The 14,798-nt window shown below is 73.0% G+C and carries 15 protein-coding genes; 6 read left to right on the top strand and 9 right to left on the bottom strand.

Annotation, left to right across the window (positions count from 1 at the left end; genetic code table 11):
• Window positions 1-47: 47 nt before the first annotated feature.
• Together IE242_RS35295 and IE242_RS35290 are read right to left on the bottom strand one after the other, a co-directional pair.
• A complete protein-coding gene (locus tag IE242_RS35295) occupies window positions 48-584 on the bottom strand; it encodes an NUDIX hydrolase family protein (RefSeq protein WP_189866819.1) in 537 nt (178 codons plus the stop codon).
• Window positions 585-686: 102 nt separating this feature from the next.
• The gene (locus IE242_RS35290; RefSeq protein WP_189866817.1) at window positions 687-1,754 is read right to left on the bottom strand and encodes a heme/hemin ABC transporter substrate-binding protein; all 1,068 of its coding nucleotides are present in this window, start codon (window positions 1,752-1,754) and stop codon (window positions 687-689) included.
• Window positions 1,755-1,860: 106 nt separating this feature from the next.
• On the opposite strand from IE242_RS35290, the gene IE242_RS35285 reads away from it, so the two are divergent.
• From IE242_RS35285 to IE242_RS35270, 4 genes are all read left to right on the top strand, one after another.
• On the top strand, window positions 1,861-2,652 hold the full coding sequence (locus IE242_RS35285) for a hypothetical protein (protein ID WP_229859890.1): 792 nt from the start codon (window positions 1,861-1,863) through the stop codon (window positions 2,650-2,652).
• Between the two features lie 114 nt (window positions 2,653-2,766).
• Window positions 2,767-3,753 carry an HtaA domain-containing protein gene (locus IE242_RS35280; protein ID WP_189866815.1) on the top strand — a complete coding sequence of 329 codons (987 nt, stop codon included), beginning with the start codon at window positions 2,767-2,769 and terminating at the stop codon, window positions 3,751-3,753.
• 236 nt (window positions 3,754-3,989) lie between these two features.
• Window positions 3,990-4,529, top strand: a complete 540-nt coding sequence (locus IE242_RS35275) for a neocarzinostatin apoprotein domain-containing protein (RefSeq protein ID WP_189866813.1) — start codon at window positions 3,990-3,992, stop codon at window positions 4,527-4,529.
• Window positions 4,530-4,642: 113 nt separating this feature from the next.
• Entirely contained in the window at window positions 4,643-7,282 is a 2,640-nt protein-coding gene (locus IE242_RS35270) for an immunoglobulin domain-containing protein (RefSeq protein ID WP_189866811.1), read from the top strand.
• Window positions 7,283-7,346: 64 nt separating this feature from the next.
• Here IE242_RS35270 and IE242_RS35265 read toward each other — a convergent pair whose 3' ends face one another.
• The 5 genes from IE242_RS35265 to IE242_RS35245 form a co-directional block, all read right to left on the bottom strand.
• Complete coding sequence (locus IE242_RS35265; protein ID WP_373299668.1) at window positions 7,347-7,985, bottom strand: HhH-GDP family DNA glycosylase; 639 nt, start codon at window positions 7,983-7,985, stop codon at window positions 7,347-7,349.
• A gap of 21 nt (window positions 7,986-8,006) precedes the next feature.
• Window positions 8,007-8,360 (bottom strand): DUF3140 domain-containing protein, encoded by a 354-nt coding sequence (locus tag IE242_RS35260; RefSeq protein ID WP_189866807.1) that lies wholly within the window; start codon window positions 8,358-8,360, stop codon window positions 8,007-8,009.
• 43 nt (window positions 8,361-8,403) lie between these two features.
• A complete protein-coding gene (locus tag IE242_RS35255) occupies window positions 8,404-8,886 on the bottom strand; it encodes a Dps family protein (RefSeq protein ID WP_189866805.1) in 483 nt (160 codons plus the stop codon).
• On the bottom strand, window positions 8,883-9,158 hold the full coding sequence (locus tag IE242_RS35250) for a WhiB family transcriptional regulator (RefSeq protein WP_189866804.1): 276 nt from the start codon (window positions 9,156-9,158) through the stop codon (window positions 8,883-8,885). The genes IE242_RS35255 and IE242_RS35250 overlap by 4 nt, the downstream gene beginning before the upstream one ends.
• An 85-nt stretch (window positions 9,159-9,243) precedes the next feature.
• Window positions 9,244-10,053 carry an alpha/beta hydrolase gene (locus IE242_RS35245; protein ID WP_189866802.1) on the bottom strand — a complete coding sequence of 270 codons (810 nt, stop codon included), beginning with the start codon at window positions 10,051-10,053 and terminating at the stop codon, window positions 9,244-9,246.
• Window positions 10,054-10,187: 134 nt separating this feature from the next.
• Here IE242_RS35245 and IE242_RS35240 point away from each other — a divergent pair, with 134 nt between their 5' ends.
• Both IE242_RS35240 and IE242_RS35235 read left to right on the top strand, forming a co-directional pair.
• Window positions 10,188-10,961 carry a sulfite exporter TauE/SafE family protein gene (locus IE242_RS35240; protein ID WP_189866800.1) on the top strand — a complete coding sequence of 258 codons (774 nt, stop codon included), beginning with the start codon at window positions 10,188-10,190 and terminating at the stop codon, window positions 10,959-10,961.
• 35 nt (window positions 10,962-10,996) lie between these two features.
• Complete coding sequence (locus IE242_RS35235) at window positions 10,997-11,761, top strand: cobalt-precorrin-6A reductase (RefSeq protein ID WP_189866799.1); 765 nt, start codon at window positions 10,997-10,999, stop codon at window positions 11,759-11,761.
• Between the two features lie 49 nt (window positions 11,762-11,810).
• On the opposite strand, the gene IE242_RS35230 is transcribed toward IE242_RS35235, so the two are convergent.
• Both IE242_RS35230 and cobF read right to left on the bottom strand, forming a co-directional pair.
• Window positions 11,811-13,892, bottom strand: coding sequence for an MDR family MFS transporter (locus IE242_RS35230; protein ID WP_189866797.1), 2,082 nt, complete (start codon window positions 13,890-13,892; stop codon window positions 11,811-11,813).
• Window positions 13,893-14,004: 112 nt separating this feature from the next.
• Window positions 14,005-14,784, bottom strand: a complete 780-nt coding sequence (cobF, locus tag IE242_RS35225; RefSeq protein WP_189866795.1) for a precorrin-6A synthase (deacetylating) — start codon at window positions 14,782-14,784, stop codon at window positions 14,005-14,007.
• Window positions 14,785-14,798 lie beyond the last annotated feature (14 nt).

Below are 14,798 nucleotides of genomic sequence, written 5' to 3'. Positions count from 1 at the left end.
CGCCGTCCGGTCCGCCGCACCGGACGGCGGCCGCCGCGCGGACCGGGTCAGGACAGGCAGCCGACGTGTGCCAGCGCCTGCTTCAGCACGACGCCCTGGCCCCCCGGCATCTCGCTCTGCACCATGGCCGAGGCGGCCTCCTGCGGGCTGAACCAGACCAGGTCGAGGGCGTCCTGCCGGGGGCGGCAGTCGCCGCTCACCGGAACGATGTAGGCGAGGGCCACCGCGTGCTGGCGCGGGTCGTGGAACGGCGTGATGCCCAGCGTCGGGAAGTACTCGGCGACCGTGAACGGCTGCAGGGAGGGCGGGACCCGGGGCAGTGCCACCGGCCCGAGATCCTTCTCCAGATGGCGCAGCAGGGCGTCACGGACCCGCTCGTGGTGCAGCACCCGGCCGGAGACGAGCGTACGGCTGACCGTTCCGTCCGGCCCGATGCGGAGCAGCAGGCCGACGCTGGTCACTTCGCCGCTGTCGTCGACGCGTACCGGCACGGCCTCGACGTACAGGATCGGCATGTGGGCGCGGGCCGACTCGAGGTCGTCGGGACTCAACCAGCCGGGCGTGGTTTCGGTCATGTCAGACATTGAATGATCGTACTTTCGAAGCGCTCTCTTTTTCCGCTCATCGCTCCAGGTCACATATGCCATTCGTGGGCACTTCGCGGGCACTTCGTGGTCACTTGGTGGTCACTTCGCGTGGATGCGGTCCACCAGGATGTCGATGACCAGCGGGGTGCGCGGGCCGTAGCCGAGGAGCACCCCGTCCTCCAGGTCGACCACGCGGCGGTCCAGGCCCGCCGGGGTCTGGGCGATGCCCGGGATCTCCTGGAGTCCGTCGACACCGCCGACGGACTCCAGCCCCTTGGTCATCATCAGGATCACATCCGGCTGCGCCTTGACCAGTGCCTCGCTGGTGATGGGGGTGAACGGCTGGTCCAGGCCCGAGGCCTTGCCCGCGTCCACCGCGCCCGCCGCCTCGACGAGCGAGTCCGCGCCGGAGCCCTCGCCGCCGATGAGGTAGACGGCGGCGCTGCCCCGCAGGTACAGGAACGCGACCTTGGGCCGGCTGCCCTCGGGTACGTTCGCGCGGGCGGCGGCGAGTTCACCGTCGATGCGCTCGTTGAGGGCCTGGCCCGCCCCGGGCACGCCGAGGGCCTCGGCGATGCGCGTCGTACGGGTGGACACGTCGGCCAGTTCGGTGGCCGGGTCCAGGACGACCACCGGGACGCCGGCGTCGCGGATGTGGTCGAGCGCCTCATCGGGGCCGGTGTCGGTGTCGGCGAGCACCACCGTGGGCTTCAGCGAGAGCACGCTCTCCGCGCTCACGTCGTGGGCCTTGGTCACCAGCGGGAGGTTCTTCGCCTCCTCGAACGTGGCGGTGATGTCCCGGCCGACGACGCGGTCGCCGAGCCCGAGCGTGAACACGATCTCCGCGACACCGCCGTTGAGCGGCAGGATCCGCGAGGCGTCCTCGACGGTGACCTTCCGTCCGTCGGAGGAGTCGACCGTGACGGGCAGTCCGGGAGTGGGAGCCTCGCCCTCCAGCGGGACGATCGTGTTCCTCTCCAGCTGCTCGCGCGCCGCGGCGGCCCGCGCGCTCGCCCCGGCCGGCGTGGACGCCGTCCCGGTCCCGCCGCTCCCGGTCCCGCCGCCGGCGGTGCCGCCGCAGCCGGCGAGCAGCATGGTCAGGGCGAGGAGCAGGGCGGCAACACCCCGGTGGACAACGGGTGTTGATGTCTTTCCTGGGATGTGCATCGCCCGGCTGCTCCCTCTTGTGATCCGAACATGTGGACCGAACATGTCGGCGGATACTTTAGGTTAGCCTTACCTGAGTTGCCTACCGTGGGGGTGCTGAACTCCGATGCACAGAAGTGGCGTACGTGCTCTGCGAGGCGGGCCGGCTCTGCTGGCCCTCGCGAGCGCCCTGGTCCTCACGGTGTCGCCCGGAGCGGCGGCCGCCGGAACCTCGGCGACCGGCCCCGAGGGACAGAAACTGACGGTGTCGAAGGCGTCCGGCCTCGATCCGGCGGGCGAGACGGTGACTGTGACGGGCTCCGGCTACAACACCGAGAAGGGCATCTACGTCGCGTTCTGCGTGGACAACGGGGCGGGGAGGACGCCCACTCCGTGCGTCGGCGGCGTCGACATGTCGGGGGAGTCCGGGGCGTCGGCGTGGATCTCCTCCGATCCGCCGTCGTACGGGGAGGGGCTGGCGAAGCCGTACGAGGGGAGCGGGCACCAGGGCTCCTTCTCGGTGAAGATCAAGGTGCGGGCCAAGGACGCGAACACCGACTGCACCAAGTCCGGCGTCACCTGCGCGGTCATCACCCGCAACGACCACACGCGCGGCGGCGACCAGAGCCAGACCGTGCGCGTTCCGGTGACCTTCGGCGACGGCTCCGGCGCCGGCGCCCCCGAGCCGTCGGCGACCACGAGTCCGGGTGCCACCGCGAGCGCCGGTCCGTCCGCGGCCGACGGCACGGGCGGTGCCGGTGACGACTCCGCGGACGGCCCGCTCGCCAGCACCGGGAGCGGGACCGCGCTGCCCGTCGGGCTCGCCGCCGCAGGACTGGTGGCGGCCGGCGGTGTCAGCTGGGTGTGGGCCCGGCGGCGCCGTGGCGCGCGGACCGCCGACGGCACGGAGACGAAGTGACGGCACGGCGCGGCCGTCACGCGCCGGATCCGTACGAGTGCACGTACGCGCCGATCGAATCCACGTGACGCGTCGGTCGAACCGATCGCGCGTCAGGGAGCAGCAGGGGGCCACATGAGGAAGAGACCGGTCGCCGCCCTCGCGGGAGGAGTGCTGATCGCGCTCCTCTGCCAGGCGCCGGCGCAGGCGGCGGAGGACGGGGCGCGGGCCCCGTACGAGGTGTCGGGAGGCTATGCGAGCTGGTCGGGTCCGGCCGGCGGCGGCGCGGACGTGACGGTGCGCGCCGAGGAACCCGCGGTGGGCGGGGCGGGAGGCCGCAGCTGGCTGCCGGTCACCGGTGGCAGCGCGACCCCCACGGCCGGGGACGCGGACGTCGGGCTGGCGGGCGCCCTCCGGCTCTCCGTGGCGGGCGCCGAAGGGGGCGACCTGGTCCTCGACGAGCTGCGGCTGCGCCTGGACGGCGGCACGGGGACCCTGTACGTACGGGCCGAGCAGGCGGGCGGCGCGCGCCGGCTCGCCCTCGCCGACGTGGGGTCCGGCCCGTCCGCGCCGGTCGTACGGAGCGCCGGGGCGACCTGGACGGGCCTGCGGACCACCCTGACCGCCGCGGGCGCCGAACTGCTGTCCTCCTGGAGCGGGAAGGCGTACGCGGAGGGCGGGGAACTGGCCCCGCTCGACGTGACCGTGGGCGTTCCGGCACAGGCGGGTGACGGCCGGTCGCCGGCGTCGCCGAGCGCTCCGGAACAGGAAGAGGGGCAAGGGCAGGCCCCGGAGCCGGTGCCGGGTGCGACGTCCGGGCCGGGAGCGGGCCCGCGGGGCGCCGCGGAGGACGAGGAGGCCCCCTCCGCGGGCGTGGCCCGCCCGTCCCTCGCCCCGGGCGGTGAACAGCTGGTCACGGGGGCCGGGTTCGAGCCGGGCGAGGTGGTGCTCGTCGCCATCGACGGCGACACCCGCTACGACGTGGTGGCCGACGGTTCCGGGCGTGTGTCGCAGGCGTTCCCGGTGTACGCCACGGCCGTCGAGGGCGAGCACGCGGTGGCGCTGGACTCCGTGTCCGGCGGCCGGTCCGCGGCCGTGGAGTTCGCCGTACGGCACGGCTGACCCGTCCGGCAGGTACGTACGACAGGAGCGGGCCGTTCACCGGCCCGCTCCCCGGCGTGCCCGGAAGCGGCCAAGTCCCTTCCTGTGTGCGGCAGTCGGCGGATTCCCGCCGTCCCTCGCCCGCTGTTGACAACCCGCCGGAAACCATATTTAGGTTTGCCTTACCTAAGTCGGGTGGGCCTTCCCGGGCCCGTCACCGCCCCGTCCCCGAACTCCGGAAAGGTGTTCCGCGCATCATGAGAGTTCTGCCGTCCGCCCGTACCGCCGCCCGGGCCGGCCTCGCCGTCGCCGCATCCGCCGCGCTCACCCTGGGCCTCGCCACGTCGGCCTCCGCCGCCACCGCGACCCGCACGGTCACCGACGGAGGCGTCACGTACGGCCTGTCGCTCACCGCGCCCGCCACCGCCTCCGCGTCCGGGCAGGTCATCACCGTCTCGGGCACCGGCTACAACCCCGGCCAGGGCGTGTACGTCGGCCTGTGCGCGGTCAGCGGGGCGCAGGGCGCGGCCAAGCCCACCCCCTGTCTGGGCGGTCAGGACGAGAGCGGCTCGACCGGCGCCTCGCACTGGGTCAACAACACCTTCGGCGGCCTGTTCGCCAACAGCTCCAAGTTCGGCCCGGGCGGCAGCTTCAGCGCGCAGATCTACGTCAAGGCGACGCTCGACGACGGCCAGGTCTGCGGCGAGGACGTCACCTGTGCCGTCGTCACCCGCGCCGACCACTTCGACACGAACGACCGCAGGTACGACGTCCACGTCCCCATCAGCTTCCAGTAACCGTCCGTCCGGCCGGGTCCCGTGCCAGGGGGCCCGGCCCTCGGCGTACCGGGCGAACCCGGGCAGGGCGCGTCCGTGCGGCGGCGCACCCGTACAGAGTGAGGAACCCTTCCATGGCAGAAGCATCGACGGTCCGGGGCCGGCCGGGCCGTACGGCCGGACCGCGGCTCAGACACGCGGCCGCGCTCCTCGGCGCGGCCGCGCTGGCCACCGCCTCCCTCGCACTGGCCACCGTGGCCGGCGCCGCCGACACGCCACGGACGGGGCTGGGCAAGGACGGCCAGAAACTGACCGTCTCCGCCTCCGCGAACCTCGACCCGGACGGCGAGAAGATCAGGGTCACCGGTGCGGGCTACGACGAGACCAAGGGCATCTACGTCGCCTTCTGCAAGGACAACGGCGACAACCGGGTGCCCAGCCCCTGCCTCGGTGGCGCCGACATGACCGGGGACGGCGGCGCGTCCAAGTGGATCGTCCCCGAGGGCGACACCTACGAGGGCGAGTTCGCCACCGCGTACGGAGACGGCGGCACGTTCGACGTCGAGATCGAGATCGCGGCCGAGGGCGACGGCCTCGACTGCGCCGAGGTCACCTGCGCGGTCGTCACCCGCGTCGACCACCGCGGCAGCGGCGACCGCTCCCAGGACGTCCGTGTCCCCGTCACCTTCGAGGGCCAGGACACCGGCGGCGGGGGCGGCGGCGGAGACGGCGTGGACGTGCCCGCCGGAACCGTCAGTTACCAGCGGTCGGCCGAGTTCACGACCGCGGGCAGGCCGCGCGACCTCCTCCTCCACCCCGACTCCGGGAAGCTGTACGTCGGCTCCGACAACCTCGCCGACACCGCGGACGTCAACGAGCAGGGCCTGTACGTCCTCGACGCCGCCGACGGCACGGTCCGCAGCCACATCAGCCAGGCGCCGAACTCCGCCGGCACCATGGCCGGCCGTACGGTCAACCAGGTCGTCGCCCCGCTCTCCGGCGACGGTGTCGTCTTCCAGTACGCGGTGCGCGGCATCGGCACCGCGAAGGACGGCGACACGGCCGCGCGGGGCGTCTGGCCGCCGGGGGCGTCGATCACCGACACCGGACCGGGCACGGCGGACGGCACGGTCCTCGTCGCCCAGGGCGCCGCGCTCTCCGAGGTGGAGACCGCCACGGGTGAGGTGCGGCGCACGGTCACCCTGGACGGCGGCTCCCTGCTCGGCGTGGACACCGGCAACAAGGCTGCCTGGTCCGCGGGTTCCGGCGGCGGGCAGCTGCGCCGCGTCGACACCGGTTCCCTCGCCGTCACCGCCACGGCCGCACTGCCCGACGGCCTCGTGTACTCGGTCGAGCCCGACCCGGCCACCGGCAACGTCTGGGTGGGCGGCGGCACCTCCGTACGCGTCTACGACAAGGACGCGAAGCTGCTGACCACCATCGAGGGCGCGGACCGGCCGGCGGACATCGCCTTCGACGCGGCCACGGGCAGCGCGTTCGTCCTCTGGCAGGACAGCGGGGAGACCGGCAGCGGCTCGGACAACGACGGATCCCTGGCCGTGTACGACACGAAGACGTACGAGGAGGCCGCCGAGGCCACCGCACTGCCGGGCAACCACGGGCAGTCGGGCCAGGCCGCCCTCGCGGTCGCCCCGGGCGGCACCGCCGTCTACGCCACCAGCCCCGCCGAGGGCAAGATCGTCAAGCTGGACCGGCGCATGTCCCCCAAGGTCACCCAGGCCCCCACGGACCAGTCGGCCGCCCCGGGCGACGAGGTCTCGTTCGTGGCGGCGGCCGAGGGCGCCCCGGAGCCCACCGTGCGCTGGCAGGTCAGCACCGACGGCGCCCAGACGTGGAAGTCCATCGAGGGGGCGACGGACCCGGCGTACTCCTTCACCGCGAAGGCGGCCCACGACGGGTACGAGTACCGCGCCGAGTTCACCAACACCACCGGCACCACCCGCACCGCGCCGGTCACCCTCACGGTCACCGAGAGCGGTGACGACGGCGGTGACGACGGCGGTGACGGTGGCGGCGACGGGGACGGCGACGGGGACGGCGGGGAGAACCCGGAGCCGTCGGGCACCAGGACCGTCACCGGACCCGAGGGCCAGAAACTCACCGTCACACCGGTCAACGGCCTCGCCACCGAGAACCAGACGCTGCGGATCAGCGGCTCCGGCTACGACGAGAAGAAGGGCCTGTACGTCGCCCTGTGCGTCGACAACGGCGACGGCGAACTGCCCACCCCGTGCATCGGCGGCGTCGACATGACCGGCGGCTCCCACAGCTCGGCGTGGATCTCCTCGAACCCGCCGGACTACGGCCAGGACCTGGCGACCCCGTACGGCGAGGGCGGCACCTTCGAGGTCGAGCTGACCGTCGACGCCCGTGACGAGTTCACCGACTGCTTCGAGGCGACGTGCGTGCTCGCCACCCGCGCCGACCACACGCTGTCCGGCGACCGTTCGCAGGACGTCAAGGTGCCCGTCAGCTTCGTCGGCCAGGATCCGGTGGACACCGACGACGAAACGGGCGGCACGGACGGCGGTGGTACGGGCGGCACGGGAGGTACGGACGGTGACAGCGGGGGCACGTCCGGCACGGGTGGCACCGGCGGATCCACAGGCGGCACCGGTACCACGGCCGGCGGCAGTCTCGCCTCCACCGGCACCGCCGTCCTGACCCTCGCCTCGGTGGCCGCGCTGCTCACGGCGGCGGGCTGGCTCGCGTACCGCCGCAGCCGCCCTTCGAGTGGCCCTTCGAGCACCTGAACCGACCGAGCTCCCCGTGGGTCCGCCCGCGGGGAGCTCAGGTATCCGGTCTCGGGTCGACGCGTCAGCCCGCCCGGCGCAGACACTCCTCGACCACCTGCTTGTCGAGCGCCGCGCGCACCAACGCGGCCGCCAGTACGGCCGGTTCGATGTCCCCGGCGCGCTTCAGCAGCTGCCGGGGATCGTCCGGGAGCCCCAGTCGGCGGGCGCCGGACAGCGCCTTGCCGTCGAGGTAGGGCGCCGGCTCCGGCCACACCCGCTGCACCTCGCGCAGGAAGATGGCGGCGCCGGCCGGGCCGATGCCGGGCACCTTCTGGAGCAGCCGGTCCAGCTCGCCGACATCCCCGTCGGCCTCCTTCCGCAGCCGCCGCAGGTCGCCGCCCCAGCGGTCCAGGACCAGCCGGGCGCCGTCACCGAGCTGCGTCGACGTGCGCTCGTCGTACCGCCGGTAGCCACCACGGCCGAGCGCGTCGACCCGCTGCTGCCAGGTGGCGTCGGCCATGGCGCGCGGGCTGCCGAAACCCGCCTCGAACAGGGCCCGGGCGGCCGCGAGGGCGGTGGAGCTGCGGATGCGGGCGCTGAGCAGACAGGACAGCACGAGGAGGCGGTACAACGGCTGAGGGGTGTCCCTCAGCCGGATGCCCGCCTCCTCGGCGTAGGTACGGCCTTCCGCCGCGGTCAGCTCCCGGACGACGCGGTCCACGGCCACGCTCCCTGTCCGCCGCTATGTCGTCCGCGGCGCCCGGAGCGGATCGTGGCCCAGCGACATGAGATGGTGGCGCCGGAGTGTGTCGTGTCCGCTCTCCGGCTCCGGCTCGTTCTCCAGGTCCACCTGCGACAGGATCTCGTCCACGACGTGCTGCATCACCTCGATGTCGCCGTCGGTGAGGTCCCTGCGCCGCTTCTGCAGGATGGCCAGCACATGCCGGCCGATCTCGCCGCCCGCCTGGTCGGGGAGCGGCTCGACGTTCTCGCCGGCGTCGTGCATCCGCAGCCAGTCCGCCAGTTCCGGGGAGGGCATGTTCACGACGCGGTGGAAGTCGTTCCACAGCACTTCGATGTCATGGGCGTCGGCCATGAGGGGCCCCTTTCGTGCACGTGCGGTCCGCGTCCGGGCCTGGTCAGTCCTCGCGCGGGTAGTCCTCGGCCTGGAACATCCAGCGCTGCTTCTCCAGATCGGCCGTGATGGAGATCAGCAGGTCCTGGGTGACCGGGTCGGACTCCTCCGTGACGGCGATGCGCTCGCGCAGCCGCCCGATCGCCGCCTCCAGTGTCTCCACGAGGAGCGAGACGACATCGGTGTCCCGCAGCCAGCCGTCCTTCGTGCTCGGCAGGGAGAACCGGGACGCGATGGTCTCCGGACGGCCGTCCGGCGGAACGCCGATCGCCGCGGCGCGCTCGGCCACGGTGTCGGAGTACGCACGGGCCGTGTCCACCACCTCGTCGAGCTGGAGGTGGATCGAACGGAACCTCGGCCCCACGATGTTCCAGTGGGCCTGCTTCCCGACGAGCGAGATCCCCAGCAGATCGACCAGGGTGTCCTGCAGGGCCTCCCCGGTCTTCCCGCGGGCGGGCTCCGGGAGGGTGCTCGTCACTTCCGTCATGATGCGTTGCTCCTCATCACGTCGTGCCGGGGCTCACTCGTGTCCCCGGCGGTACGGAGCAGTGCGGTGCGTTCGTCCTCCGCGAGGCCACCCCACACACCCGACGTCTGGCCGCTGCCCAGTGCCCAGGAGAGACACTCGCTGATCACCGGGCAGCCGGCGCAGATGCGTTTGGCGTCGGCGATGTCCTGCAACGCCGGACCCGTCGTGCCCACGGGGAAGAAGAGATCGGGGTCCTCTCCCACGCAGGCCGCTTGCCGCAACCACTCCATGGAGGCGCGGGTGCCCAGCCCCCCGGGGTGGAAACACGCCGACCGCACGTCAGCGGGGGGAGAGGGACGCGTCCGCGCACCGCGCTCAGCGAGTCAGGACCCGGTCCACGAACGCCGTCACGTCCGCCAGGACCTCGTCCTTGTTCGTCTCGTTGAACACCTCGTGCCGCGCGCCCAGGTACACGCGCTCGGTCCGGTCGGCGCCGCTCAGTGTCCCGACGCCCGGACGGCTCGCGGCGAGCGGCACGATGCGGTCGTCGTCGCCGTGCACCCACAGCAGGGGCAGCGGACCGACGTCCCCGCTCTCGCCGACGGTCTCCAGGGCGCGCACGAACGCCTCCAGCGTCGGGCGCCTGAACGGCCCGTGCCACACCAGCGGATCGGCCGCGTACACGGCACCGACCTCGGGATCGCGGGACAGCAGGGCCGTGTCGATGGGGGTGTCCGGCAGTTCCTCGGCCGCGAGCAGCGTGCGCGGCAGCTCCCAGGAGCCGATCACCGGCCCGGACAGCACGAGCGCCGCGAGCCCGGCGCCGTACCGCTGCGCGTACCGGGCCGCGATCAGCCCGCCCATCGAGTGGCCGATCAGCACGACCGGCACGCCGGGATGCGCGGCCCGGGCCAGCTCCTCCACCGCGCGCACATCGGTGACGACGTCCTCGAAGTCCTTGATCAGCACCCGCTCGCCGGCCGACGCGCCGTGCCCCATGTGGTCGGGCCCGAACACGGCGGCGCCGTGCGCGGTGAGCACGCCGGCCACGTGCTCGTACCGGCCGATGTGCTCGCCGTAGCCGTGGACGAGGAGCGCGACGTACCGCGGCCGCGGGCGCGGCCACTCCCGTACGACGACTTGCCCGCGCGTACCGGTCAAGGTGTGCTCGCGCGCCTCGGTCATGTCTGCCTCCAGCTGCGTCGGTGAGGGCTGACCGGAGATCCTCCCAGGGAGACGGGCGAGGGTCCATGTGCAGGCGCCACCTGTCGAGACGGTCCTGTCACGCAGAGATACGTGGGCATAGCATCGGTGCCCGCATGAACACGATGACACTGGGGCACCTGTCCCTCGCCGAATTCACCGCCCTCGCCTTCGCGGCTTTCCTCGTCGGCTTCTCGAAGACGGCCGTGAGCGGGGCCAACACGGTGAGCCTCGCCGTCTTCGCGGCGATCCTGCCCGCCCGGGCGTCCACCGGCGTCCTGCTGCCGATCCTCATCGCCGGGGACGTGCTGGCCGTGCTCACCTACCGGCGGCACGCCCACTGGCCCACCCTGTGGCGGCTCTTCCCGGCCGTCGCCGCGGGCGTCGTGCTCGGCACGGTGTTCCTGATGTGGGCCGACGACGGGATCGTACGGACCTCGATCGGCGCGATCCTGCTGATGATGGCGGCGGTCACGGTGTGGCGGCGGCGCGCCGCCGAGCGGGAGACGGACCCCGACGAGGTGACCACCCGTGCCGGCCGCGTCAAGGCCCGCTCGTACGGGGTGCTCGGCGGCTTCACCACGATGGTCGCCAACGCGGGCGGCCCCGTGATGTCGCTGTACCTGCTCTCGGCGGGCTTCCGGAAGCTGGGCTTCCTGGGCACGTCGGCGTTCTTCTTCCTGATCGTCAACGTCTCCAAGGTGCCGTTCAGCGTCGGGCTGGGGCTGATCGACGGCCACTCGCTGCTGATCGACGCAGCCCTGGTGCTCTTCGTCCTGCCGGGCGCGCTCGTCGGCAAGTGGGCCGTGGACCGCATCAACCAGCGGCTGTTCGAGCAGCTGGTGATCGCGGCCACGGTGCTCGGCGGGCTTCAGCTGCTGCTCCCCTGACGGCCGGCCGCGGGCCTGCCCGTACGCTCGACGCCATGTCCCCGCAGTCCCCGCTGTCCCCGCCCGCCCACGTCCTCGTCCTCGGCGGCACCACCGAGGCGCGGGAACTCGCCGCGTCGCTCGCGGCGCGCCCCGGCGTGCGCGTCACCACCTCGCTCGCCGGGCGGGTGTCCCGGCCGCTGGAGCAGGCGGGGGAGGTACGCACCGGAGGGTTCGGCGGCGCCGAGGGCCTCGCGGACTGGCTGCGCGAGCACGCGGTCGACGCGCTCGTCGACGCCACGCACCCGTTCGCCGCGGGCATCACGGCGCACGCCGCCCGCGCCGCCGCGGCCACCGGTGTCCCCGCGGTGGTCCTGCGCCGCCCCGGCTGGCGCCCCGGCCCCGGTGACGACTGGCACCCGGTGGACTCCCTCGCCGAGGCCGCCGCCCTCGTGCCCACGCTGGGCCGGCGCGTCTTCCTCACCACGGGCCGCCTCGGCCTCGCGGCCTTCGCGCACCTCGACGGACCGCACTTCCTGCTGCGGTCGGTGGAGCCACCCGAACCACCCCTGCCGGCCCGCGCGGAGGTGCTTCTCGCCCGCGGCCCGTTCACGGTCGAGGGCGAGAAGGCGCTGCTGCGCGAGCACCGCATCGACGTCCTGGTGACCAAGGACAGCGGGGGAGCCGCGACGGCCGCGAAGCTGGTGGCCGCCCGGCACCTGGGCCTCCCCGTCGTCGTCGTACGGCGACCGCCCCTGCCCGAGGGCGTGACGGCGGTGCCGGACGTCGCGGCGGCGCTGGCCCGCCTGGAGCTCGGCTGACCGGTGACCCGTCCGGCCACTGCGGCCGGGCCCCGGGAGCCGTGCCCGGCTAGCCGGGCGCCCCCGCGTCGGCCAGTTCCCTCGCCCGCGCGGGCATCCCGTCGGCCAGGTCCTCCGCGAGGAGCCGCTTGGCGATGGCGTCCACCGCGGCCCGCAGGTCCCTGCCCGCGGGCCGGCCGTAGTCCGGCTCCAGGCGTTCGCCGAGCCAGTCGGCCCAGGCCGCGTTGATCACCCGGGCCTCGCGCGCTCCCGCCGAGGTGTGGGAGAAGAGGGAGCCGTGGCGGGTGAGATAGCCCTCCTCGACCATGCGGTCGAAGACCGGCACCAGCACCTCGGGCGGCGTGTTCCGGCTGGCGGCGATGAGGCCGAGACCCGCGTGCCCGACCATCCTCGTGAACAGGTCGACCTGGGTCACCGCCCAGGCACCCGCCAGGTCGAGGCGCGTGTCGGAGTCGCTCACGACACGCCGCAGGGTGTCCGGCCCCGCACTGCCGATGACCCTCGCGACAGCGGCCTCCAACTGCTGCTGCGAGTCGTCGGGGCGCGGCTGCGCGAACCCCTCGCCCATGTCGGCGGAGCTCGCCCGCGCGGTGTCCCGCAGCGGCACCTGCTTGAGGAACAGCGCGACCAGGAAACCGAGCGCCGCGACCGGCACGGTCCACAGGAAGACGGTGTGCAGGGTGTCGGCGTACGCGTCGACGACCGGCCGGGCCGCCGCGGCCGGCAGGCTGTGCACGCCCTCCGGGCTCTGCGCGGCCCGGCCGACGGCCGCGGGGTCCGCCACGCCCGTGCGCACCGCCGCCGCGACGCCGTCCTGGAGATTCGGCGACAGCGCGTTGGCGTAGATCGTGCCGAACACGGCCGTGCCGAACGCGCTGCCCAGCGTACGGAAGAAGGTCACGCCGGAGGTCGCCGTGCCCAGGTCGTGGTAGTCGACGGTGTTCTGCACGGCGATGATCAGCACCTGCATGGACAGCCCGATGCCGACGCCGAGGACGAACATGTACAGGGACTCGAGCCAGGCGCCGGTCTCCGGCCCCATGCGGGACAGCAGATACAGGCCGCAGCCCATGACCACGGAGCCGACGATCGGGAAGATCCGGTACCGCCCGGTCTTGCTGACCACGTTGCCGCTGAAGACGGACGCGATCAGCAGTCCGACGACCATGGGCAGCGTCCGCACACCGGAGACCGTGGCCGAGTCGCCGTCGACGTACTGGAGGTAGCTCGGCAGATACGTCAACGCGCCGAGCATCGCGAACCCGACGATGAAGCTGAGCACCGAGCACACCGTGAAGACCGGGTTCCGGAACAGCCGCATCGGCAGCATCGGCTCGGCCGCGCGGGTCTCGGCCCAGCAGAACAGGGCCAGCGCGATGATGCCGCCCGCGAACAGACCGATGATGACGCCGGAACCCCACGCGTACTCGTTGCCGCCCCAGCTCGTCGCGAGGATCAGGGCACTGGAGCCGATCGCGACGAGCGCGATGCCGAGGTAGTCGATGACCGGACGCGCGACCGCCTTCACCGAGGGGATGGTGCGGGCCGCGGAGGCGATGACGACGATCGCGATGGGGACGTTGACGTAGAAGGCCCAGCGCCAGGTCAGATGGTCGGTGAACAGCCCGCCGAGCAGCGGCCCGACGACCGTGGACACACCGAAGACCGCGCCGATCGCGCCCTGGTACTTGCCGCGCTCCCGCAGCGGGATCACATCCGCGATCAGGGCCATGGAGGTCACCATCAGCCCGCCGGCGCCGATGCCCTGCACGGCCCGCCACAGGATCAGCAGCGTCATGTTCGTGGCGAGACCGCACAGGAACGAACCGATGATGAAGACGGCCGCCGACACCTGGAAGACGGTCTTGCGGCCGAAGAGATCGCCGAACTTGCCGACCAGCACGGTCGCGACCGTCTCGGCGAGCAGGTACGACGTGACGACCCACGACATGTGCGCGGCGCCGCCCAGCTCGGCCACGATCGTCGGCAGCGCCGTCCCGACGATGGTCTGGTCGAGTGCCGCGAGCAGCAGACCCAGCACGATCGTCACGAAGACGATGTTGCGACGTCGTACGTCGAGCACGGGTGGCTGCTGAGCGGCCGGCGGTGCCGGATCCCGGGTGGTCGTCACAGGCCCACCCTCACACCGGGGGGCGCCGGACGCATGCGGGGGCGCTCCGCGCGGGTGTGGCGGGACGGCGGCGTGGGGCGGTGATGCCGCGCCGGTGTCGACGCGGCGAGGCTCAGTCGCCCCGTCCCCGCGGATTCCTGCGCAGCAGATACGTGTCCATGATCCAGCCCTTGCGCTCGCGGGCCTCGGCACGGAGCCGCTCGATGCGGGGGGCGGCCTCCGCGAGGGGCCCGGAGTCGAGTATCTCGTCGGGGGTGCCGATGTAGGCGCCCCAGTAGATGTCGATGTCCTCGTCGGCGTACTGCCGGAAGACCTGATGGGCGTCGAGCATCACCACCACGTCGTCCACGCCCTCGGGGAACCCCTCGGCCAGCCGGCGCCCCGTGGTGATCTGTACCGGCCGGGCCACCCGGTTCAGCCCCGTACGGTGCCGGGCCACGAGCGCGGAGACACTGCTGATGCCGGGCACGACGTCGTACGCGAACGCCACCGCCCCCCGCTCCAGGATCTCCTCCAGGATTCCCAGCGTGCTGTCGTACAGCGCGGGATCCCCCCACACCAGGAACGCGCCGCTCTCGTCCTCGCCCAGCTCCTCCGCGATCAGCCGCTCGTAGATGTCGGCGCGGGCGCTGCGCCAGTCGCCGACGGCGGGGGAGTAGGAGGCGCCCCCGGCGGACCGGTCGCGCTCCGGATCGCGGGCCTCCACCACCCGGTACGTGCCCTCCGGTACGTGCGCGTCGAGGATGTCACGCCGCACCTGCACGAGGTCCGACTTCACCTCGCCCTTGTCCAGGACGAAGAAGACGTCCGTGCGCTTCAGCGCCTTGACCGCCTGCAGGGTCAGCTGGTCGGGGTCGCCCGCCCCGATACCGATGACATGAATCGTTCGCACGCCCCGAGTCTGCC

It is taken from the genome of Streptomyces poonensis (genome assembly GCF_014650915.1).
Classification (GTDB): Bacteria; Actinomycetota; Actinomycetes; order Streptomycetales; family Streptomycetaceae; genus Streptomyces; species Streptomyces poonensis.
Note: the sequence above shows the minus strand (reverse complement) of the source record. Positions and strands in the feature narration are given on the sequence as shown.